The organism is Micromonospora sp. NPDC049559 (assembly GCF_040676675.1).
Classification (GTDB): Bacteria; Actinomycetota; Actinomycetes; order Mycobacteriales; family Micromonosporaceae; genus JBFAPK01.
Genome location: NZ_JBFAPK010000011.1, coordinates 107,070 through 129,566 on the forward strand (window position 1 = coordinate 107,070; position 22,497 = coordinate 129,566).

General features: G+C 72.3%; 17 protein-coding genes and 1 pseudogene. 8 read left to right on the forward strand and 10 right to left on the reverse strand.

The window, feature by feature from the left end; genetic code table 11:
• The first annotated feature begins 101 nt into the window (after nt 1–101).
• The gene (locus AB0J86_RS15160; protein ID WP_363857316.1) at nt 102–3,065 is read left to right on the forward strand and encodes a BTAD domain-containing putative transcriptional regulator; all 2,964 of its coding nucleotides are present in this window, start codon (nt 102–104) and stop codon (nt 3,063–3,065) included.
• Between the two features lie 41 nt (nt 3,066–3,106).
• Here the strand turns inward: AB0J86_RS15160 and AB0J86_RS15165 are convergent, their stop codons facing one another.
• Nucleotides 3,107–3,742 carry a hypothetical protein gene (locus tag AB0J86_RS15165; RefSeq protein WP_363857318.1) on the reverse strand — a complete coding sequence of 212 codons (636 nt, stop codon included), beginning with the start codon at nt 3,740–3,742 and terminating at the stop codon, nt 3,107–3,109.
• Nucleotides 3,743–4,138: 396 nt separating this feature from the next.
• Here AB0J86_RS15165 and AB0J86_RS15170 point away from each other — a divergent pair, with 396 nt between their 5' ends.
• From AB0J86_RS15170 to AB0J86_RS15180, 3 genes are all read left to right on the forward strand, one after another.
• On the forward strand, nt 4,139–4,660 hold the full coding sequence (locus AB0J86_RS15170; RefSeq protein WP_363857320.1) for a sigma-70 family RNA polymerase sigma factor: 522 nt from the start codon (nt 4,139–4,141) through the stop codon (nt 4,658–4,660).
• Nucleotides 4,661–4,674: 14 nt separating this feature from the next.
• Nucleotides 4,675–5,604 carry a hypothetical protein gene (locus AB0J86_RS15175; RefSeq protein WP_363857322.1) on the forward strand — a complete coding sequence of 310 codons (930 nt, stop codon included), beginning with the start codon at nt 4,675–4,677 and terminating at the stop codon, nt 5,602–5,604.
• Nucleotides 5,605–5,810: 206 nt separating this feature from the next.
• Entirely contained in the window at nt 5,811–6,728 is a 918-nt protein-coding gene (locus AB0J86_RS15180; protein WP_363857323.1) for a TIGR03621 family F420-dependent LLM class oxidoreductase, read from the forward strand.
• Nucleotide 6,729: 1 nt separating this feature from the next.
• Here AB0J86_RS15180 and AB0J86_RS15185 read toward each other — a convergent pair whose 3' ends face one another.
• The 3 genes and pseudogenes from AB0J86_RS15185 to AB0J86_RS15195 form a co-directional block, all read right to left on the reverse strand.
• Nucleotides 6,730–7,218 carry a hypothetical protein gene (locus tag AB0J86_RS15185; protein WP_363857325.1) on the reverse strand — a complete coding sequence of 163 codons (489 nt, stop codon included), beginning with the start codon at nt 7,216–7,218 and terminating at the stop codon, nt 6,730–6,732.
• A 553-nt stretch (nt 7,219–7,771) separates the two neighbouring features.
• Nucleotides 7,772–8,335, reverse strand: a complete 564-nt coding sequence (locus AB0J86_RS15190; RefSeq protein ID WP_363857326.1) for a hypothetical protein — start codon at nt 8,333–8,335, stop codon at nt 7,772–7,774.
• Between the two features lie 119 nt (nt 8,336–8,454).
• Nucleotides 8,455–8,631, reverse strand: a pseudogene (locus tag AB0J86_RS15195) (Tn3 family transposase); the annotation flags it as partial.
• 988 nt (nt 8,632–9,619) lie between these two features.
• Here AB0J86_RS15195 and AB0J86_RS15200 point away from each other — a divergent pair.
• Nucleotides 9,620–11,494 (forward strand): S8 family peptidase, encoded by a 1,875-nt coding sequence (locus tag AB0J86_RS15200; protein WP_363857328.1) that lies wholly within the window; start codon nt 9,620–9,622, stop codon nt 11,492–11,494.
• Between the two features lie 61 nt (nt 11,495–11,555).
• Here the strand turns inward: AB0J86_RS15200 and AB0J86_RS15205 are convergent, their stop codons facing one another.
• The 4 genes from AB0J86_RS15205 to AB0J86_RS15220 form a co-directional block, all read right to left on the reverse strand.
• On the reverse strand, nt 11,556–11,861 hold the full coding sequence (locus AB0J86_RS15205; protein ID WP_363857330.1) for a hypothetical protein: 306 nt from the start codon (nt 11,859–11,861) through the stop codon (nt 11,556–11,558).
• 170 nt (nt 11,862–12,031) lie between these two features.
• Nucleotides 12,032–12,709, reverse strand: a complete 678-nt coding sequence (locus AB0J86_RS15210) for a hypothetical protein (protein ID WP_363857332.1) — start codon at nt 12,707–12,709, stop codon at nt 12,032–12,034.
• Between the two features lie 48 nt (nt 12,710–12,757).
• Complete coding sequence (locus tag AB0J86_RS15215; protein WP_363857334.1) at nt 12,758–14,914, reverse strand: PQQ-dependent sugar dehydrogenase; 2,157 nt, start codon at nt 14,912–14,914, stop codon at nt 12,758–12,760.
• 41 nt (nt 14,915–14,955) lie between these two features.
• On the reverse strand, nt 14,956–15,948 hold the full coding sequence (locus AB0J86_RS15220) for a hypothetical protein (RefSeq protein ID WP_363857336.1): 993 nt from the start codon (nt 15,946–15,948) through the stop codon (nt 14,956–14,958).
• Nucleotides 15,949–16,241: 293 nt separating this feature from the next.
• Between AB0J86_RS15220 and AB0J86_RS15225 the strand changes: the two genes are divergently transcribed.
• The 3 genes from AB0J86_RS15225 to AB0J86_RS15235 all read left to right on the forward strand — a co-directional run bounded on the left by AB0J86_RS15225 (nt 16,242) and on the right by AB0J86_RS15235 (nt 21,444).
• Nucleotides 16,242–17,207, forward strand: a complete 966-nt coding sequence (locus AB0J86_RS15225) for a DUF4268 domain-containing protein (protein ID WP_363857339.1) — start codon at nt 16,242–16,244, stop codon at nt 17,205–17,207.
• Nucleotides 17,208–17,219: 12 nt separating this feature from the next.
• Nucleotides 17,220–18,290, forward strand: coding sequence for a hypothetical protein (locus tag AB0J86_RS15230; RefSeq protein ID WP_363857341.1), 1,071 nt, complete (start codon nt 17,220–17,222; stop codon nt 18,288–18,290).
• Nucleotides 18,291–18,369: 79 nt separating this feature from the next.
• Nucleotides 18,370–21,444 carry a DUF3427 domain-containing protein gene (locus AB0J86_RS15235; protein WP_363857343.1) on the forward strand — a complete coding sequence of 1,025 codons (3,075 nt, stop codon included), beginning with the start codon at nt 18,370–18,372 and terminating at the stop codon, nt 21,442–21,444.
• Between the two features lie 31 nt (nt 21,445–21,475).
• Here the strand turns inward: AB0J86_RS15235 and AB0J86_RS15240 are convergent, their stop codons facing one another.
• Both AB0J86_RS15240 and AB0J86_RS15245 read right to left on the reverse strand, forming a co-directional pair.
• Entirely contained in the window at nt 21,476–21,868 is a 393-nt protein-coding gene (locus tag AB0J86_RS15240; RefSeq protein WP_363857345.1) for a hypothetical protein, read from the reverse strand.
• Entirely contained in the window at nt 21,865–22,131 is a 267-nt protein-coding gene (locus AB0J86_RS15245) for a hypothetical protein (RefSeq protein WP_363857347.1), read from the reverse strand. Before AB0J86_RS15245 ends, AB0J86_RS15240 begins: the two co-directional genes overlap by 4 nt.
• Nucleotides 22,132–22,497 lie beyond the last annotated feature (366 nt).

Consider the following 22,497-nt stretch of genomic DNA (forward strand, 5'->3'; position numbering starts at 1 on the left):
ACGCCACGCGCCGGAACACCGAGACTTTGTCAGGACCGTAGCCGGGTCGGGCTGCGCGACACCTGGACAGACACGGGACGACCGGCATGGCGGAGGGGCGAGTGGCACGTCCGAGCGGGGCACTTCGACTGGCGGTACTCGGGCCGGTGCTCGCCTGGCGGGGTGAGGTCGAACTCGACCTGGGACCGCCGCGGCAGCGGGCGACGCTGGCGGTGCTGCTGGCCGCGGCCGGCAAGCCGATGGGCCTCGACGAGATCGTCGCGGTGCTCTGGCCCGAGAACCCGCCCCCGGGCGCCGGCGAGATCGTCCGACGGTACGTCGACGTGCTGCGCCGCCTGCTCGAACCCGACCTGCCCGAGCACGCGGAGGGGCGGCGGCTGGTGAGCAGCGGCGGCGGCTACCGGCTCGACCTCGACGAGGAGATGTCGGACCTGCTCGCCTTCCGGCGGCTGCGGGAGGACGCGCGGCAGGCCCTCACCGAGGGGCAGCCGGAGTTGGCTACTCAGCTGTTCGTCGAAGCGCTTCGGAGCTGGCGCGGGCCGGCCGGATCCGGCATCGACAGCGCCGTCCGGGCCCACCCGGTCTTCGCCGCGCTCAACCGCGAGTACCTCGACGCGGTACGGCGCGCCGCCGACGCCGCCCTCGCCGCCGACCAGGCCGACGCCGTGCTGCCACACGCGGAGGAGGCGGCGGAGGCGCAACCGCTGGACGAGCCCCTCCAGGCCCGGCTCGTCCTGCTCCTGGCCGCGACCGGGCAACGGGCGGCGGCGCTGGAGGCGTACCGGCGGGTCCGTGGCCGGCTCGCCGGCGAGCGGGGCGTCGCCCCCGGGCCGGAGTTGCAGGCCGCGCACGCCGCCGTGCTGCGGGCCGACGCCGACGCCACGGCGGCAGCGCGGACCTCGGGCGAGACGGCGCCGGCCTGGAACGGGTCCCGGCAGCCACCCGGCCGCCCGACCGTGCCCTTCCCCGAGCCCACCGCCCGGCCCGCCCAGCTTCCGGCCGGACCCGCGGCCTTCGCCGGCCGCCGTCGCGAAATCGCCGAGTTGGTCGCCACGCTCGCCGGTACCGTCGGCGCGGACGGCCCTGACGGCGCGGAAGACCCGGTCGGCACCGACGGCGCGGACGGCACCGACCGGCCGGTACCGCCGCCCGTGGTGATCAGCGGTCCGGCCGGCGTCGGCAAGAGCGCGCTGGCGCTGCACTGCGCCCACCTGCTCGCCCACCGCTTCCCGGACGGCCGGCTCCACGTCGACCTGCGCGGCTTCGACCCCACCGGCGCGGTGATGCCGCCGGACGAGGCGTTGCACAACCTCCTCGGCGCGCTGGGCGTACCGCCCCGGGGCGTACCGGTCGGGCTCGACGCCCAGGTCGCCCTCTACCGGGGCCTGCTCGCCGACCGACGGGTCCTGGTCCTGCTCGACAACGCCCACGACGCCGAGCAGGTACGGCCGCTGCTGCCCGACGCGCCCGGCAGCCTGGTCATCGTCACCAGCCGCGACCAGCTCCCCGAACTCGTCGCCGCCCACGGCGCCCACCCGATCCCGCTCGACGTGCTGGACGACGCGGACGCGCGGGACCTGCTGGCCGGCCGGCTCGGCACGGCCCGGCTCGCCGCCGAGCCCGAGGCGGTCGAGGAGATGATCTCGCTCTGCGCCCGCCTGCCGCTGGCGCTCTCGCTCGTCGCCGCGCGGGCCGCCATGGAGCGCCACCGTCCGCTGGCCACCGTCGCGCGGGAACTGCGCGACGCACACGATCGGGCGGACGACCCCGCCGGGGCGGCGGCCGGCGCGGCGCGTACCGCCCTCACCTGGTCGTACGGCGCGCTCAGCCCGGCGGCGGCCCGGCTGTTCCGGCTGTTCGCCCTGCACCCCAGCACCGCCGCCGGCCCGGCCGCGGTCGCCAGCCTCGCCGGCGAGCCGGTCGGACGAATCCAGCCGCTCCTCGACGAGCTGGTCCGGGCCCGTCTGGTCACCGAGCCGACGCCGCGCCGGTACGCGTTCCACGACCAGCTCCGCGCGTACGCCAACGGCCTGGTCGCCGCGGTGCAGTCCGAGCCGGAGCGGCACGCGGCGCGCAACCGGCTCTTCGACCACTACCTCCACTCCGCCCTCGCCGCCGACGGCCTGATCAGCTCCGGTCGCGCCCCGATCGCGGTGGACCCGCCCGTCGCCGGCGCCCTCCCCGAGATCTTCCCCCGGGAGCGGGACGCGGTGCGCTGGCTCGTCACGGAGCGGGCCGCGCTGCTGGCGGCCGTGGAGGGCGCCGGCGCCCACGGCTTCGACGTACACGCGTGGCAGCTGGCCTGGGTCCTGGAGCAGTTCCTGGAGCGGTGGGGCCACTGGGACGACTGGACCAGCGCGATCCGGGCCGGCATGCGGGCGGCGCAGCGGCTGGACGATCCGCGCGCGCTGGCGCACGGCCACCGCAGCCTCGGGCTCTCCGCCCTGGTCATGGGCCGCGCCGAGGACGCGTACCCGCACTTCACCCAGGCCCTCGACCTGTTCCGGCGCACCGGCGACCTCAGCGGCCAGGCGCTGGTCGAGCGCGGGCTGGCCTCCGTCGTGGACCGCCGGGGCCGGTACGACGAGGCGCTCTGGCACGCCGAACGGGCGGTCGCGCTCTACCGCGAGGCCGGCAACCGCAGCGGCGAGGGGTTGGCGCGGAACCTGGTCGGCTGGTACCACGCGACCCTCGGCAACTACGCCGCCGGTCTCACCTTCGTGGAGGCCGCCGTCGCGCTGCTGCGCGACGCGGGGTACCGCCGCGGCGAGGCGGCGGCCTGGGACACCCTCGGCTTCATCCACCGCGGCCTCGGCGAGCCGGTGCGGGCGATCGAGGCGTACCGCCGGTCGGCCGAGCTGCGGCACGAGATCAACGACCGGCACCAGGAGGCGCAGACGCTCACCCGGCTCGGCCTGGTCTGCCGGGACAGCAACGACCTGCCCGGCGCGGCCCGGGCGCTGCGGCAGGCCCTGACGATCACCAGCGAGATGCGGCATCCGGACGCCGAGGTGATCGGCCGCCTGCTGGCGGAGGTGGAGCAGATGGCCGGCGCGGCGGGCTGATCCGGCCCGGCCCGGCCGGCCGCCGCGTCTCGCGGGCGCGGTCAGTCGACGGGCTCCAACGACCGCCAGTACTGAGCGCCGTCCTCGTCGCGCACCGTGTACCCCAGCTCCTCGACCGCCGCACGCAGCTCGCGGACCTCGCGATGGGCCTTCTTGCCCAGCGCGGTGCGCCGCGCGGCGAGCAGCGCGCCTACCGCTGGGGGAAGTTGCGGGCTCTCCGGCACCCAGCGGCGGTAGCGGTCGGCGTACGGGTCGGCGTCCCGCCACGGGTAGCCGTGCGCCCGCAGGCCGGCGGCGACCTGCGCGGCCGGGGCGGGGCAGCGTTCGCGGACCAGTTGGCGCGAACCGGGGTCCAGCACGACGAGCGTACGGCCGTCGAGGAACACCGCCGCGACCTCGGCGCGTCGGACGGCGCCGTGGTACGAGTCCCGGTCGAGCCGCAGCTCGGCGTCGGTCACCGTCACCGTCGTCGACTCGCCCAGACTGGTGAGCGCCAGCACGGTCCCCAGCACCAGCCCGGCGAGTGCGCCGAGCGCCATCTCCCACGGCGCGTCCACGGCCGCCAGCCCCCGGAACACCGCCCCGAACGGCAGCGGCCCCGGCAGCTCGATCGCCCCGCGGGCCACCGCCGGCAGCACCAGCCCCAGCAGCAGGCCGGCGGCGGGCAGTCCGAACACGACCGTGAGCCGCTCCGACCTCGGCGCCCGTAGCACCGATCGCGCCCCGGATCCCACCGAGTCCGCCGATCCCACCGTGTCGGCCCGTTCCGCCGAGTCCGTCGGTTCCGCCGAGGCTTCCGGCCCTGCTGGCGGCGTGTTCCGGTCCGCGGCTTCCTCGTCGTCCACCATCGCTGCTCCCCCGTTCCGGCGACGCGGCGCGGCGCTCCGGCCCCGCCCCTGCGGGACGAGGTTATGGCCGCCGGCGCCTCGATCGACAGCCGCCGAAGGTCGACCCGTCGCGTCGACTTTGGTCTGCCCGACCCATTCATGGGCGCAAATGAAATGCCGCCGTCGTGGCGGACATGTGATGGTGTCGGGCGCCCGCCCGACATCGACCGACCCCAGGGAGCCACGTTGGCACGCGCTGCACCCGCCCCGTCCGGCGGCGACGCGAGAACCCGGTTCGAGGCCCTGTACCGGGCCCATTACCAGGACCTGCTCGGCTACGCCCTACGCCGCTGCGATCGACCCGAGGACGCCGCCGACGTCGTGGCGGAGACCTTCCTCGTCGCCTGGCGGCGCCTGGACGTCGTCCCGGTCGACCAGGCCAGGGCCTGGCTCTTCGGGGTCGCGCGCAACGCTATGGCGAACCAACACCGCGCGGACCGGCGCAGGACGAACCTCGCCGCGCGGCTGCGGAGCGAACTCGCGCAGGCCGAGGTGGTCCGGGCGGACGTGCCCGACGAGGTCCGGGACGCCTTCCGGGAACTCCCGGAGGCCGACCGGGAGCTGCTGCGGTTGGTGGCCTGGGAGGGGTTGTCGACGGACGAGCTGACGGTCGCCCTCGACTGCTCGGCGAACGCCGTCCGCATCCGCCTGCACCGCGCCCGGCGTCGGTTCGCCGACGCTCTCCGCCGACCATCACTGACCGCGTGACGGAGGGACCCGCCATGACCCACCCCGACGAGAGCCAGGATCGCCTGATCCGGCTGCTCGCCCCGAAAACCCGGCTTCCCGACTCGGTGCTGCGACCGACGGCCGCAGCCGGCGAGGAGATGCTTCAAATGATCATGCGAGAGTCCGTGCCGGACACCCGGCCCGTCGAGCCGCGCCACCGCCGGCTGTCCTGGCTCTCGGGCCGGCGGCTCCTGCTCGCCGTACCGGCCGCGGCGGCGCTGGCGGCACTGGTGCTGGTGGTCACCGTCATGCTGCCCTCGTCCGGGCCCGGCGGACCCGCGCCGGCCCAGGCCCGGGCACTCGACATCGCCCAGGAGCACGGGTACGTCGTGGTGCGGATCCTCGACCCGGTGGCGGACCCGGCGCGGTACCGGGCCGAACTGGCCGAGCACGGCCTCGACGTGGAACTGGTCCTGGCGCCGGCCGACCCGGAACACGTCGGGCGCGTGCTCGCGCAGGACCTCGACGATCCCGGCACCGGCCCGAGGATCCAGGTGATCGAGGCGCCCGGCAACTGCACGGCCAACGGCGACTGCTCGGTCGGCATCAAGGTGCCCGTGGACTACCGCGCGCACGCGCGGATCGTCATCGGCCGGACGCCGGTGGCGGGTGAGTCGGTGGCGGGGGACGCACCCGTGCTCGGCGCGGACGAGGAACAGCAGCTGCGCGCGCTGGTGGGCAAGCGCGTCTCCGAGGTCCGCCGCATCCTCTCGTCGCGCGGGCAGACCGCCCAGTACCGGGTCGGCGCGGACTCCCGCAGCGCCGAGGCCGCCGAGGTCCCGGGCGACTGGTACGTCTACGACACCGCGCCGCTGGCCGGTGGGGTGGTGGTGCTCTGGGTCTCCGAGACCGGAACCGAACCGACCGTCACGGCGCCTGGCTTCGACGGCACCGCCGCGCCGGGCACTCCCCCCGGGTCGTAGCGGGCGACGCGTCGGGGTGCCGCCACCGCGTCCGGTGTGGCGGCACCCCGCACCGTCGCGCGCCGCCGTCCCGCGCCGGCTCGGGTCCGCGCCGGTCGGCTCGGTACGCCGGATTCGTCGGGTTCGCTGGGCTCGCGGGGTTCGCCGTCAGCTAACTCGGCGCTGTCGAGGCGTCCGATCGGGGCGCGGCGCGGCATGCTGTACCGGTGACGATCACCTTCTCCCTCCAGGCCGTACCCCGCGACGCCGAGAGCTGGCTGCGCCTGGCGCGGCGAGCCGAGGCCGCCGGCTACGAGGCCCTGCTCGTCCCGGACCACCCCGGCGCCACCGCCTCCCCCTTCGTCGCCCTCGCCGCGGCGGCGGCCGCGACCTCGACGATCGGCCTCGGGTCGTACGTCTCCAACGCCGGCATACGCGAACCCATCCTGCTCGCCGCCGACGTCGCCACCCTCGACGTCGTCTCCGGCGGACGCGCCCGCCTCGGTCTGGGTGCCGGACACACGCCGGCCGAGTGGCGGGCCGTCGGACGGGAACGCCCCGACGTCGCCGGGCGGGTACGCCGCTGCCTGGCCGTCGCCGAGGCGACCCGCGCGCTGCTGGCCGGCGAGGAGGTCACCGTCGCCACCCCGGAGCTGACCGTGCGGGCGGCCCGGCTCGCCGAGCCCCGTCCCGTGCGGCGCGTCCCGTTGACCATCGGGACGGCGAACTCGACACTGCTCCGCTGGGCGGGGGCGCACGCCGACGTGGTCGGCATCGCCGGCTTCGGGCGTACCCTCGCCGACGGCCACACGCACGAGGTGCGCTGGCGCGCCCAGGAGATCGAGGCACAGCTCCGGTGCGTCGCCGAGGGTGCCGCCGGGCGCGAGCGGCCGGCCCCGCTGGAGGCCCTGGTGCAGCGGGTCGCCGTGACCGACGACGCCGAGGCGGTGCTCGCGGAGACCGCCGAGCATACCGGGATGACGGTGGACGAGCTGCTGGCGACGCCGTTCCTGCTCGTCGGTACCGAGGACGAGATCGTCGCCGCGATCGCCGCGCACCGGCGGCGCTGGGGCGTCACCCGCTACGTCGTACGCGAGGAGGCGCTCGAACCGCTCGCGCCGGTCATCGCCCGGTTGGCGGGCTGACTCACTCCCCCGGTCGGGGTGCCGCCCGTCTCGGTCCGCGTACCGTGCCGACAACGGTCGGCCCGTCCACCCGTACCACCGCACCGGCCGGCGGTTCCGGCGGGCGTCGGTGGCGTGGTCGCCGCCGGCGGCGGGCCGGCCCGCCCTGCCGGTAGACCAGGTACGCGACGATGGTCGCGCCGAGCGCCGCCATCCCGGACCCGGCCCCGACCAGGAATCGGCTGATCCCACCCCAGATGGCACCGGCCCGGTTCTCGAAGGTGTCGCGCACGTCGACGAGGACGTCGAAGTACCGGGTGGGAAAGAGCGGGGTCTCGGTCTCGCCGCTGAGGGCGGTGACGGCGACCTGGAACTGGAGTTCCCCGGCCTCGCGTGCCCGGATCGCCCAGCGCCACTGGGCCACGTCCTCCGGGGTGCTGATCACCTGCTCGGCCTGGCCGGTCGCGCTGATCTCGACGTCGTCGGCGTAGGCGGTCAGCTCCGCGCGCACCCGGCCGGCCAGGCCCAGCGGGAACGGCTTCCCACCGTCGCGCGGTGGTGGACCAGCGTCGACGCGCCGCCCAGGTACGCGGCCTCTCGCTCGACGCGCAGCGACCGCTGGTACTCGCCCGCGTCATCGGGCACCGTTCCGGGCCGCGACGAGGACCGGGGCGGCGGCGTCCGCCCCGGAACGAGCCCTCCGGGGTACGCACCGAGGGGGTCGAGGCGCCGAGGGCCGGGGCGGTGCGAGGCGGGTCCGTCGAGGGGGTGACCGGCCCCGCCTCGGGGTCGGGTACCCAGAGCGGAGCGTGGTCGAGACGAGAGTGGCCAGCACCGTGACGACGCCCAGGATCGCGCCGACGAGCGAGATGTGGAAAACGGGACTGCTGGTTTGACGGGTTCGCGCTGTCGCGGCGAAGCCGGCGGCCCGTCACGATCGTCCGGAGCCGGGGTATGGAAGTCCAGCCCGGAGCCAGCTCCCTGTAACGAGGCTTACCGGACGTTGGCTGGCGGTGCCCCTGACCAGCGCTACAGCACCTTTCCGGCGTATTTCGGCGATACTCCTACTGCCACTGCTCGTCCTCACGGTCAAGGTCGGGGATCGGCCCGAGGAGTGCCCACCCCGGCTTCAGCGCCCGGCTGCTGCGGAACCCGCGGTCCTCCGCGTACGCCTCCATGTCCGTGCCGTCGGATGCGTGCATGATCGTGTAGACCGGCGGGTCCTCATGGTAGAAGCGGAAGAAGGTGCGCCCGGGGTCTTTCGCCTGATGGATGATCAAGTAGGCGTACGGAGGCAGAGCCGCGAACGTCGCCCGATCGTCCGGGTTCGTCGGCTCGCAGCCGTAAATGGTTCTCCCAGGGCCTGGCCCTTCAGGCTGTCCAGCCTGGTGCACGCAGATCGTCGGCAGGGTCCAGGTGATCCGTTCGGCGTGCGGGTGGGCGGCCACCAGCTCCCGCATCCGGGCGTCGGCCGCGATGAAGGCGGCCGGATCACGATTGAATTCCGTCTCCAGCTTGTCGAACCGTCGGGCGTCGAACCCGCTGCCGAAATGCGCCCCCAGCGACAGGAAGACGGCGACATGCCAGGCCGCGAAGAGCGTCGCCACGACGATCAGTGTGACGAGCATGACGAGCAGGACCCGGCCCGGCGAGCGCCGCCATCCGCGTCGCTGTGACTCTACGGACGGACCTGCTCCGCCCGTAGACGATTGCCCCATTGCCCATGTCTCCTCGATTGACCTCACCCGATTCTGCGCCGGTACGTCTCGTCCGCGAGGCACCGCGCGGCGTAGATCGTACGCCGCAGCGCCCCGTACTACTTGATCGCGGAAATGAGCGCGTTCTGCTGCCGCTTGGAGGAGCACAGTTTCCCGACGACCAGCCCGGCGGTGATCTGTCCACCTTCGAGGGAGGCGGCGACGCGCCAGCGTGGCGCCGTGCGTGTCGGTGGCGTGCTCGGTGATCGGCAGGTCAGAGCCTACGGTGAGGTTTGGCGCGATTGCCGCGCACTACGCGCGGACGAGGCGGGCGACCGATGCTCGGCGCCGAGAAGTGGTTGACCGGGAGCAAGCGGCCCGCCGCGCTCACCCCGCACCGCCGCGTATCTACTCTGAGCACAAGATCATTCGATTCCGAAAACCAGGCCCGGACAACTCACACTCCGACCGTCCGAACCTACCTTTCGGATCGCAGGTCGCAGCCTTGATCATCCGAATCCTTGACGAGGACAGGACACCGTCCATGCACGCTCGACGATCCGAGACGCACGACCGGCGCCCCGCCTCGGCGGGTCCGAGCGGCCCGAGCCGTTCCGCCAGCCACGCACGTGGGCGCGGACGGCGCCGCGACCGTGCCATTCCGCGCGCCCTCCGGGCGGAATGCGGGAAAACGGAGCGCCGGCACGGAAATGAACCGGCGCGTGGCGAAAGCGGATGGCATACCGTCAAAGGCGACACAACCGCGCAGGCTGGGTCGATCTTGAGGAATACGGCATCATCGGCCCTCCGCCGGGGCGGCGCGTTTCCGCCCGGACTGGCGGGAAGCCGCCCCGCCGAATAACGTACGCGCAGCGTGATCATCGCGGCGGCAAGACCTTCGGAGCAAGCGCGTTTCCGCTGGCGGCAGCGCCGCCCGGGCCGCGATCGCCCGCCACGGCAATAGCGGAGCGTATTCCGATCCGGGCTCGGAAATCGGACCGTGAACCCGTTAACCGGGGCGATACGGCGACGAAACGAAAAACGTCCGATGAACCGCGAGTAATCGAAACCGCACAGCATACGTCAGGGGTTCAGCAAATCAAATATCTCTACATTTCGATCAATGAGATCTAGCATCGTCTCAACCGATCGCAGGAGCCATCGGCAGTGCGCGCCACAAACGCGCCGGTCAGGTATCAGAAGGGGAGACGAGTCATGACACGCGTACCACCGTCGCCCGGGCGCCGCTGGCGTCTCGGTGTCGCCGCGGCCGCCGCGGTCACCGCGGTCGGCTTCGGCACACCCGCACAGGCCACCCCCGCCGAGGGACAGATCCTCGAACTCGGCGGACCCACCGCGGTCGCCGACTCGTACATCGTGGCGTTCAAGGACGCCGCGGTGTCCCGTACCAACGTCGCCAGCGGCGCCCGCGGCCTGGCCGAACGGCACGGTGGCAAGCTCGGGCGGACCTTCGAGAACGCGCTGCGCGGTTTCGAGGTACGCCTGCCGGAGCGGGCCGCCAAGCGGCTCGCCGCCGACCCGTCCGTCCGGTACGTCCAGCAGAACCACACCGTCAGGATCACGGGGACCCAGGCACCCACCCCCTCCTGGGGCCTCGACCGCCTCGACCAACGCAACCTGCCGCTGAACAACTCCTACACCTACCCGAACAACGGGGCGGGTGTGCGGGCGTACATCATCGACACCGGCATCCGCTTTTCCCACAACGACTTCGGCGGGCGCGCGGTCTCCGGCTTCGACGCGGTGGACGGTGGCACCGCCGACGACGGCAACGGTCACGGTACGCACGTCGCCGGCACCGTCGGCGGCAGCACGTACGGTGTGGCCAAGGGCGTCACCCTGGTCGGCGTACGGGTCCTGGACAACGGCGGCAGCGGCACCTACGACGGCGTCATCGCCGGCATCGACTGGGTGACCGGCGACCACGACCCCGGCGAGCGGGCGGTCGCCAACATGAGCCTCGGCGGCGGCTTCAGCCAGGCCGTCAACGACGCCGTGACCGCCTCGATCGCCGACGGCGTCGTTTTCGGCGTCGCGGCCGGCAACGACTACGGCGCCAACGCCTGCAACGTCTCCCCCGCCAGCACCCCGAACGCGATCACCGTCGGCGCGACCGAGTCGAACGACGCGAAGGCCAGCTACTCGAACATCGGTACCTGCCTGGACATCTTCGCGCCCGGCACCGGCATCACCTCGTCGTGGTTCACCTCGAACACCGCCACCAACACCATCAGCGGCACCTCCATGGCGACGCCGCACGTCGTCGGCTCGGCGGCGCTGGTGCTCGCGGCGAACCCCAGCTACACCCCGCAGCAGGTGCGCGACAAGCTCGTCAACGACGCCACCAGCAACGTGGTGACCAACCCCGGCAGCGGCTCGCCGAACAAGCTGCTCTACGTCGGCAACATCGTTCCGCCGACGCAGGACTTCTCGATCTCCGTCGCGCCGGCCGCCGGGTCGGTCAACCCGGGCAGCACCCTCACCGCCACCGTCGGCACGACCACCACGGTCGGCGCCGCGCAGTCGGTGAGCCTCGCCGCCAGCGGCCTGCCCAGCGGCGTCACCGCCAGCTTCAGCCCCGCCTCGGTCACCTCCGGCGGCTCCTCGACGCTGACCCTCAGCACCACGGCCGCCGCCGCGCCGGGCACGTACCAGGTGACCATCACCGGTACGGGCAGCGTCACCACGCAGACCACCTCGTACACGTTGACGGTCAACGGCCCGCCCGGCTGCGCGCAGACCAACGGCACCGACCTGAGCATCCCGGACAACGCGACGGTGGAAAGCTCGATCACCATCTCCGGCTGCGCGAGCACCCCGCGTACGAACAGCACCGTCGAGGTGCACATCGTGCACACGTACAAGGGTGACCTCGTAGTCAGCCTGGTCGCGCCGGACGGCAGCGCCTACGTCCTGCACAACCGCGCGGGCGGCTCGGCCGACAACATCGACCAGACGTTCACGGTCAACCTCTCCAGCGAGACCGCCAACGGCACCTGGAAGCTGCGGGTCCAGGACACCGCCTCGCTCGACACGGGATACCTGAACAGCTGGACGCTCTCCCTCTAGGCCACACCTGCGGCAGGCCGTGGGCCGGGGCACCGATCGGAGCCCCGGCCCACGTACGTGCTCAGGAAGCTCTCGTCGCGATATCGACGAGCAACTGCCGGGCGCGCCGTCGGTCGGGGGCACACAGGTCCTCGTGCTCGTCGTCGACCCGCACCGCCAGGCCGGCCCGGAGCACCGCCCCCGCGTCGTCGGTACGGCCCCGCTCGATCAGCAGCTCGCCGAGGCAGCACAGCGCCGTCACGAGCGTCACCACGTCGCCTTCGCGCTCGGCCCCGGTCACCGCGTCGCGGAGCAGGCGCTCGCCTCGTCCGGGGTCACCCCGGTCGAGCAGCAGGAGCGCCTTGTGCAGCTGCCGCGACGCCGGCATCACGGCCGCCTACCTGCGCCGGTTCATCATCACCAGCGCGGTGGTGATCCCGGCCGCGACCAGCGGCAGGAGGCAGCAGAGCGACAGGAGGAAAAGGTGCCACGGCTTGATCGCTCCCATGGCCCGGCACGGTAGCCGATGCCCGCCACCACCGCCGCCCGCCGACCCGGTCAGGAGGTGGCGGCGGCGTCCCGAGCCTCGCGGTACGGCCCCAGATAGGCGCGGACCGGCTCGGACAGTTCGTCCCAGCTCCGGTTCGCGCGGACCACCTCGAACCAGGTCAGGTTCTCCACCCAGAAGCGGTAGACGAACGACTCGAAGTCGGGTGCGACCACCACCAGGTCGGCGGCGGCACTGTCCGCGTCGACCTCGTACGCGTCGTACTGTTCGACGCCGCAGACCACCCGGTGTCCGCCGTCCGGGAGCAGGTAGAGGTACCAGAAGCAGCAGCCCTGCTGGTCGTTGAGGAACCGGACCAGCCGCGCGCCGTCCCCGAGCGGGCTCGGCGTCACCGCCGGTGTCAGGTCCCACCAGCAGGCGGTGCAGGAGGGCACGGCGCTCAGCAGCTCGGGCCGGCGCATGAACGCCGTGAACGAGGCCGGCAGATCCGACCCGAGGCGCTCCAGCGGGGCGCCGTCGATCGGTTCCAGGTACTCGATGTCGTATTCCTCGTCCTCGTCGTCGCTGGTCAGGCCACCGACCGGCGCCTCGGCGAGCCACGCGAAGGTGCCGTCGAACCGCTCCGTGGGCAGCGGCGGCAGGCTCTCGATCGGAAAAGCGCCGTAGGTGCTGGGGCACTCGCGGTAGCGGCCGAGATCGGTCCCCACCCATCCCTGGTTGAGTTTCACGGCGGCACCGTACCGGCCCCCACCGACATCCGGCGGGGGCCGGCGCGGTCAGGCCGGGGTGCCGCGTACCGTCAGCGCGCGCAGTCGGCCGACGTTGTCGAAGGAGCCGAAACCGACCCGTCCGGAGGCGAACGTGGTGTCCCTGGCGGTCATCAGCGGGTCTCGCGCCCCGTCGACGTACACGGCGATCTCGCCGGTGGCGGGCAGGTGCTTGATCCTGACGTCGTGCCAGGCCGCGTCGGTGATCGCCGGCGTGGCGCCCTCCGAGCGCCCGTTCCACTGGTGGTCGATCCGCTCCCGGTCGGCGTTGTTCACCTTGTAGATGCCGTTGTGCGGGTAGATCGTGTTGTCGGTCGAGAGGTGCGCGTAGTAGAACTCCGTGTCCGACCGCCAGCCGAAGATGATGATCACGTCCCGGTTGGTCACCTCCACGGGGGTGTCGAGACGTACCTCGGCCCGGACCTCGACCGCGCCGAACTCCGGTCCGGCGGTCAGCACCGCGTACTCGAACGGGCGGCGGGGGCCGGGCCGCTGCTCGCCCGCCTCGGCGAGGATGACCTGCCGGCCGGTGAAACGCCACTTCGCGGGGGTGACCGGCGCCCAGTTGCCCGGCGCCATGGTGCCCCGCACCGCCGTGCTACCGGCCCGGGCGGCGGCGAACTCCCGCGTACCCGTGACCTTCCAGATCTTGCCGTTCGCCTTGGCCAGGAGATACAGCTCGCCCCGCGCGTCGGTGCCGAACCGCAGGTCGACCCGGTTCGGGTCGCCGGGCGCGCCGGGTCCGGAGAGGTCCTGCATCCGTACCGCGTTGCCGGCGGCGTCGAAGAGCGCGAGCCGGTGCACGGGCGCCGGGTCGTGCCCGCGCCGCATCTGGTCGGCCTCGGTGTAGAGCACGCGCCCGTCGACGAGGTCACCGAAGACGTACTTGCCGCGCAGCGCCGGCACGTCCCGGCCCCGGTAGACGAAGCCGCCGGCCACCGCGACCCCCACGTCCGAGGTGCAGTTCCAGTCCGGCGCGGGCTCGTGGTCGTACGCGGCGACCGGGTACGTGTAGCCGGCGTCGTCCGCCGGCAGCGGGAAGAGCCTGTCGCAGGGGTTGGTCGACGCCTTGTCGAAGACGAAGGCGCCCTCCCGCTCGCTCCAACCGAAGTTGTCGCCGGCCCGTACCTCGTAGATCGCCTCGACGGCGTGCTCGCCGATGTGGCCGAGGTACATCCGGCCGGTGGCCCGGTCCCAGCTGAACCGGTGCGGGTCGCGCATGCCGACCGCGTAGATCTCGCCGAGCGCGCCGGCCCGGCCGACGAACGGGTTGCCCGGCGGGATGCCGTACCGCCCGTTCGGGGCGTTCGTGCCGGCCGGGTCGACGCGGAGCAGCTTGCCGTGCGGCATCGCCAGGTTCTGCGGGTCCGTGTTGCGGACGCCGAGACCGCCGTCCCCGGCCGCGATGTAGAGCAGGCCGTAGTCCGGATCGCCCGGCCGCGCGGTCGGGTTGAAGTTGATCTCCTGGATGCCGTGCACCTGGCCGCCGAAGCCGATCCGCAGCACCTCGCGGCGCGAGCCGGCGAAGGTCTCCGCCGCCGGGTCGGTGGCGGTCCACTCGGTGATCACGCCGTGGTAGACGACCCCGCTCTGCGTGTAGTCCGGCACCTCGGTCGCCGCGGACGCGGCCTCGGTGTGCACGGTGTAGAACCTGCCGTTGCGCCGGAAGTCGGGGTGGAAGGCGACGTACCCGAAGCCCTGGCCAAGGCCGCGACCGGAGAAGAACTTCGGCGCGAAGGTGGCGGCGACGTCGAGGTAGACGTGCGGCACGCCGTCACGCACGAGGTAGAGGTTGCCGTTCAGGTCGGGTACCGCCCGCCGGCCGGAGCCGTCCGGTACCTCCATGATCGTGTTGATCCGGGCCTGCCGCATGAGGCGAGCATCGGTCGGCGCCGGGATCGGCTCGGACTTCGGAAACGCCGCGTACTCGGTGAGGACGAGGCCGAGCCGGGACTGGAGCTGCTGTTCCGGTACCGGGTCGTAGACGGCGCCCTCGGCCCGGACCTCGGCCCGCTCCCCGGCTCCGGCCTGGGCGTGCACCTGGGCGTGTGCCCGGGCGTACGCCTGGGCCGGTGCCGCCGCGACCAGGCCGGCCAGGACGAGGACGGCGGCCGTGAGCGAGGCTGTGGTGGCGGAGCCGCGGTGGCGGTGGCGTGCGATGCGCATGCGGGGTCACTCCGTTCTGCCGGCGGATTCCGGTTCGTGGGTCAGCGCCGTCCGGTCACGTAGCGGTACTGCCGCTCGACGTCGCGCGGCGAGAGGACGGTGTCGAGGAACATCAGCGAGTCGAGCCGGCAGTCGCACGGGTTCTGCTCCCGGGTGTCCTGCGGGAAACTGCCACCGATCTTGATGCCCCGGGGATCGGTCGCCGTCGTACGGTGCTCTCCCGGGCCAACGACCGACCAGGGATCGTCGGTGCGGGTGTAGAAGCCGTCGAGCGGCCTGCCGTTGCGGTAGAGCGCCATGCTGCCGGCGGTGAAGTCGAAGGTGGCGGCGAGGAAAACCCACTCGCCGACCGGCAGCAACGTACGCCAATCCCCGCTCGCCGCGTACGTCTGCGAGTCGCCGCCGTCGAGCCGCCGGCCGAGCGCGACCAGCCGCAGTACGCCGTCGACGTTGATGAGTTCGAGCAGCGCCCGCACGGCGTGCCCGTCCGAGTCGCCGGTCAGCACGCCGAGCAGCCCGATCGCGTTGAACCGGTCGTCGGGGTCGGCGGTGTTGGAGTTCGGGCCCGGACCCTCGCCGGTCACCTTCACCCAGCCCATGACGGTCATCCCCGCGACCGCGTTGAAGGCGCGCAGGCTCGGTACGCCGCCCGGCGAGTAGACGCCGGCCTTCCAGTCGTCGTTGCCGGCCTCGGTCGGGCTCACCTGCCGGGTCCGCACCGCCCGCCCGCTGCCCGGATAGGCGCGGTCCGGTACCCGCATCGCGGCGCCGCCGTTGACCAGGTCAATCGCGGTGCCGGAGCGCCCGAGGTCCCGCTCGCGGGCGGGGTCACCGGGGACCGGGTGGTCGAAGTCGTAGAAGGCGACGAGGTCCGGGCGCAGCGACGGGTGCACGTCCCGATGATGCCGGCCGTGCCCCTGTGCCTCATGGCCCTGTGCTCCATGGCCTTGTGCCGGCGGTGGGGCCACGCCGGTCACCAGCGCCGCCGCCAGCAGGACGGCGGTGGCGGTCGCACCGCGCCGGGGTACCGACATCGCGCACACCTCTTCCGGGTACGGCGGCACCGGAAACGCCGAAGGGCGGCGCTACCGGGGCCGCGTCGGACGATGGAGTTGGACGCTGCCCTGGCACGATTGTGATCGTTACCGCAATGGATGTCTATCTCCGCAGGTAACCGCCGTGCTGCCGCGCGAACATAGGACAACGCCGCTGGTTCGTCGGAGCGGCGGGCGGGCCGGTCGGCCACCGGAGAATGCCGTCCTGGGCAGTCGTGAGCGGCCGGCCGCCGGACGGCGATCAACCGCCGCCGCTCGGTACGGTCGACGGCGTGACGACAGTGGAGGCTGGCGGTCTGCCCGCGCTCGGCAAGCTCGAAACACTGGACATCCGGTCGGTGTGGAAACACGAGGCGTACACGTTCACGCCGTGGTTGCTCGCCAACGCCGACGTGCTCGGCGAGGTGCTCGGGATGCAGTTGAGGCTGAAATCGGCCGAATATCCAGTGGGAGGCTTTTCGCTGGACCTCATCGGCGTCGACGAGGCGACCAACGAGACGGTCATCATCGAGAACCAACTGGAGCGGACCGACCACAACCACCTCGGGCAACTGCTCACCTACGCCGGAGGCGCCGATCCGGTGAACGTGGTGTGGATCGCGGCCAGCTTCCGCGAGGAGCACCGCGCGGCCCTGGACTGGCTGAACAACCGGACGGACGAAAACACCCGCTTTTTCGGGATCGAGATCAGTGCCGTACAAATCGGTGATTCCGCTCGCGCACCGCTGATGCGGGTGGTCGTCCAGCCGAACGACTGGGGCAAGCAGGTGAAGTCCCTGGCCCAGGCCGGCACGACGAGCGGCAAGAACCTGGCCTATCAGGAGTTCTGGAGCATATTCCTCGACGCGATGCATGACCGAGGACTGCGCTGGACCACATCGAGCAAGGGACTCCCGAACAACTGGCAATCCCTGCCGAGCGGCACGAGTGGAATCTCTTACGCCTGCACCTTCGGCAAGTCAGGGCTGGGAAGTGAGATCTTCTTCCAGCACCCGGACGCGACAGTGAACGACGAACGGTTCGCGGCAGCGCGCGCAAAGCTCGAACCGCCACTCCCCAGCCTCTCCTACGAGCCGCTTCCCGGCCGGAAGGGTTGCCGCATCGCGGAATACCGGCCCGGCGACATCGCCGAGCGGGACCGCTGGGACGAGTACGTCGACTGGTTCATCGCCGCCCAGCAGCGCCTCCGGCAGGCGGTAGACACAGCGGGCGGGCTGACCTCGCTCATCTCCTCCTGAGAGGAAACCCCGGTGCCGCTGTACGAGATCGACGGTGACCGGCTGCGCCGGCATGACGCCGCCCACTTCGCCGCGCTCGGCATCTACGAGCGCAGCAACCTGCAACGCCTGCTCCGCGACGACATCGGCGTGCTGAGCCCGGACCTGCTCGTGATTGCCGAGGAGTTCGGCAACTGGGAGGATTCCCGGCGCAGGATCGACCTGCTCGCCGTCGACAAGACGGGGCATCTGGTCGTCATCGAGCTGAAGCGCACCGACGACGGCGGACACATGGAGCTACAGGCCCTCCGCTACGCCGCCATGGTGTCGGCGCTGAGCTTCGACGAGGTTGTCGCGGCGTACGAGGCCCATCTGACCAAGGTGCGTCCGGACGAAGACCTCGATGCCCGTACCGACCTGCTCGCCTGGCTCGACCTCGGGGACAGCGACGAGGCGCCCATCATCTCCTCCGACGTGCGGATCCTACTCGTCTCGGCGGACTTCGGGCGCGAGCTGACCACCGCCGTGCTCTGGCTGAACCGGTTCGACGGCATGGACGTCCGCTGCGTACGCCTCATCCCGTACCGGATCGACGGGCGGATCCTGCTCGACATCCAACAGGTCATCCCGCTGCCCGAGGCGGCCGACTACCAGATCCGGGTGGGTCGCAAGGTTGTCGAGCAGGAGCGACGCGGCACCGACAACCGGGACTGGACCCGGTACCACGTCGTCGTCGACGGCGAGGTGCTGCCGGACGAGAACAAACGCCGCGCGGTCCGCCTGATGATCGAGAAACTGGTGGAGCGTGGGGTGCCGGCCGCCTCGATCGGCGGCGTACTGTCACCGGGACGTTTCCGGCCGCTCGCGGGAGAGCATCACACCGAGGAGGAGGTGCAGGCGGCGCTGGCCGAGCAGTACCCGGGCGTCGAGGTGAGCCGTTGGTTCACCGAGCACGCCCTGGTGCAGGACGGCCGGACGTGGTTGGTACGCAGGATCTGGGGGCGCAACACGGAGCCGACCCTGACCACGCTGCGCGACACGTTCCCCGAGGCGAAGGTCGGGTTCCGGCGCGCCACGCCCGCTTCGGCCGGCGGACAGCCGTGACCGGGCCGGGCGGCGACGGCCGATCTGCGTACCAGCACCGGGGACAGCGGGAACGTGATCGAGTGGCTACGGTCGTGGCGTGACCGATCTTGAGCGGGGTCTCTACGAGCACCTGATCACCGAGGAGTTGGCCGATCGGCTCCGAAACGTCGAGCCCGCCCGGATCCAGCGGGCCGACCTCGACCCCGCCGACGCTCCCGACATTCTCGCCCGGCACCTCGCCGCCCTGGCCCGCCGCGCCCTCCAGGCCGTGCCGGGCGGCGACGACCGGCTGTACCGGCAGGTCGAGCTGGCCAACCAGATCGCGGCGAGCATCGCCGCCGGCAGCCCGCACGCGGCGACCGTACGGGACCAGGTCAGCGACGCCGAGCAGATGCTGCACGCCATCGCCGCGCCGGCCGTACCACCCGCGCGGCCGACCTTCCCGCAGCGCCCGACCACGCCGCTGGCCACCGGCGCGCTGCTGGTCAACGGCCGACACCAGCCGCGCATCGGGCACGAGGTCGGCCACGAGATGGCCTCGGCCGACAGCGTCGACCTGCTCTGCGCGTTCATCAAGTGGTACGGCCTGCGCATCGTGGAGCCGGCGATTCGCGAGCTGATCGCCCGCGGCGGCCGACTCAGGGTGATCACGACGACGTACCTGGGCGCGACCGACCAGCGGGCCCTCGACCGGCTCGCCGAGCTGGGCGCCGAGATCAAGGTCTCGTACGAGACCAGGACCACCCGGCTGCACGCCAAGGCGTGGCTGTTCCGTCGGCACAACGGCACCAGTACGGCGTACGTCGGCTCCTCGAACCTGTCGAGGACGGCCCTGGTCGACGGCGTGGAGTGGAACGTACGGGTTTCGAACCTGGAGCAGCCGCACGTCATCGACACGTTCGCCGCGACGTTCGAGGACTACTGGAACGACCCGGCCTTCGAGACCTACGACGCCACCAAGGACGCGGACCGGCTCCGGCTGGCGCTGCGCGGCGAGCGCCCCGAGGACGCCGCCACGGAGATCGCGAACCTGGATGTGCGGCCGTACCCGTACCAGGCCGAGATCCTGGCCGACCTGGACGCCGAACGACAGGTGCACGGCCGCCACCGGAACCTCGTGGTGATGGCGACCGGCACCGGCAAGACCGTCGTCGCCGCGCTGGACTACCGCCGGCTGTACCGTCGCGGCCAGGTCGACTCGCTGCTCTTCGTCGCGCACCAGGAGCAGATCCTGCGGCAGAGCCGGTCGACGTTCCGGCAGGTCATGGGCGACGGCAGCTTCGGCGAGACGCTCGTGGGCGGCGCGGAGCCGCGACACTGGCGGCACGTCTTCGCCTCGATCCAGTCGCTGCACCGGCGGGAGATCGACCCCGAGGCGTACGACATGGTCATCGTGGACGAGTTCCACCACGCGGAGGCGCCGACGTACGCGCGGCTGCTGGAGCGGCTTCGTCCGCGCGTACTCCTCGGGTTGACGGCGACCCCGGACCGGGCCGACGGTGGCGACGTGCGGCGGTGGTTCGACGGCCGGGCGGCCGTGGAGCTGCACCTGTGGGAGGCGCTGGAACGGCAGTTGCTGGCGCCGTTCCAGTACTTCGGGTCGCACGACGACGTGGACCTGTCGCGGCTGCGGTGGAAGCGCGGCCAGGGGTACGACCCCGCCGAGCTGGACGGCGTCTACACCGGCAACGACGCCCGGGCGCGCTCGGTGCTGCGGGCGGTGCGCGAGACGGTGGACCCGGCCCGGATGCGGGCGCTCGGGTTCTGCGTCAGCATCGGGCACGCCGAGTTCATGGCCGACTTCTTCACCGGCCACGGCGTACCATCGGCGGCGGTGACCTCCCGGCTCGACGCGGCCCAGCGCCAGGCGCTGCTCGCCGAGTTCCGCACCGGCACGCGGAAGGTCCTCTTCACGGTCGACCTGTTCAACGAGGGCGTCGACCTGCCGATGGTCGACACGATCCTGATGCTGCGCCCCACCGAGAGCGCCACCATCTTCCTCCAGCAGCTCGGCCGCGGGCTGCGGCTGGACGACGACAAACCCTGCCTGACCGTGCTGGACTTCATCGGCGGCCAGCACGCCAACTTCCGCTTCGACCTGCGCTGGCGGGCGCTCACCGGGCTGAGCCGCAAGGACGTGGAGGCCGCCGTCGAGCAGGACTTCCCGAGCCTGCCGAGCGGATGCCACATCCAGCTCGACCGCGTGGCCAAGGAGGTGGTCCTCGCCAATCTGCGCTCGGCGCTGCCCACCTCCCGGCGAGGTCTCGTCGCGGAGCTGCGGCAGCTCGGGGACGTCGGCCTCGCCGAGTACCTGCGCCAGACCGGGCTGGAGATCGAGGACGTCTATCGGTCGGCGGGCGTCGGCGGGTGGAGCGGACTGCGGCGCCTCGCCGGGTGGGAGACGCGGACGCCCGGCCCGCATGACCGGGAGCTGGGCCGGGCGATCGGGCGCATGCTGCACCTCGACGACCCGGACCGGCTGGACGAGCTGGCCCGGGTGGCGGCGGGTGGTCGCCCGGCACCGGGGCGGCTCTGGGACATGCTGCACTTCGACCTGTGGGGGCCGAACGCTGCACTGGCCTCCCGGGAGGAGCGGTTGGTGCGGCTCTGGGCGGAGCCCGCCCGGTGCGAGGAGTTGCGGCAGGTGGCCGAGGTGCTCCGGGACCGGATCCACCGGGTCACGGTCCGGCCGGCGTTGGCGGCCGTACCGCTGCGGGTGCACGCCCGGTACAGCCGCAACGAGGCGTGTGCCGGCTTCGGCATGCCCAACCCCGGTTCCCTGCGCGAGGGGGTGAAGTGGCTGCCGGAGGCCCAGGCCGACCTCTTCTTCGTCACGCTGGTCAAGTCGGAACGCCACTACTCCCCCACCACCATGTACGCCGACCGGGCCATCACCGAGACGCTCTTCCAGTGGGAGTCGCAGAGCACCACCTCGGCGGCCTCGGCGACCGGTCAGCGCTACATCCACCACGCCGAACGCGGCTCGACGGTGCACCTCTTCGTACGGGAGACCAAGGTCGCCGACCGTGACCTCGGCGCGCCGGCCTACCTGTACGCCGGCCCGATGATCTACCAGCAGCACACCGGCGACCGGCCGATGCGGATCGTCTGGCGGCTGCGGCACCCGCTGCCCGCCGACACGTACGCCGCCGCCCGCGCCATCTCCGCCTGAGCATCGCCTCACGCGTCTGGAAAGTAACCCGTCAGATACGGCGGATGACCAGCCCTGGCTTGGCGTCGGAGGCGGCCGACAGCTGCGCGATGTCCTCGGGATCGCTGGTGAAGACGATGGCGCCGCAGGCCAGAGCAACGGTGACCACCGTGGCGCCGACAACGTCGTGCGCGCCAGCCTTGCCGCACAGTATGCCGGCCGCCTTCGCCAGCTCGAGACCGACCGGAAGAATCTCGCAGCTGTGCAGGAACCGGCCGAGCTGGACCTGTCGGCGAGGATCGCGCCATGCCTGTCCCACGACTACGGAGGGGACGAGCAGCCGCCGGCCCTCCTCCACGGCGAGGTGGTGGATCGCCCACATCCGCCGGTCGTTGCCGTCGATCGCGAGCAGCACCCCGGCGTCGTAGACGTAGGGGACACTCACGCCGCCGCCTGGCCCGACCCGCCGAGCGCCTGGGCGTCGGCAGCCGCCATCTCCGCGCGCGCCGCGGCGATCTCCTCCAGGGTGAAGGCGCCATGCTCGGCCTGCCAGTCCGCGACCAGCCGCCGCCCGACCCGCCGTCGAAGTTCGCCCTCGGCCGCGTTCGCGAGCAGCCTCGACAGCGGAACGCCGTCCTCGCGCGCTGCGGCGCCGAGCGCCTCGACCAACTCCTCCGGGAGGGTAATAGTGACCTTCTTGACCGCCATACGTTCACCATACCGGAGTATGGCAGCGCTGAAAGCCCAACCACCACGAGCCGGTCAACGTCGCAAGGTCGCCGGACGCAATACCGGAGCCGGTCGCGGAGGGCGGCAGCCTAACGGGCAAAGTTGATCACCCCAGGCAGTTTCGGGGCCAGCAGCCAGCCGTGCACGACGCGGCCGGCGGCCTTTGAGCCCAGCGATCCGCACCGACCGGGGCGGCGCGGGTTCAGCCGCCGCCGGGTATCACCGGGGCCGTTCACCTGTACGTCGTCGCGCCGGCTCCGCCCCGCTCTCGCGGAGTCCACCACACCACCACCTGTGTAGATCAGCTGGTAACCGCGAGAAAACTGTGGAGCGCTGTGGTGGTGG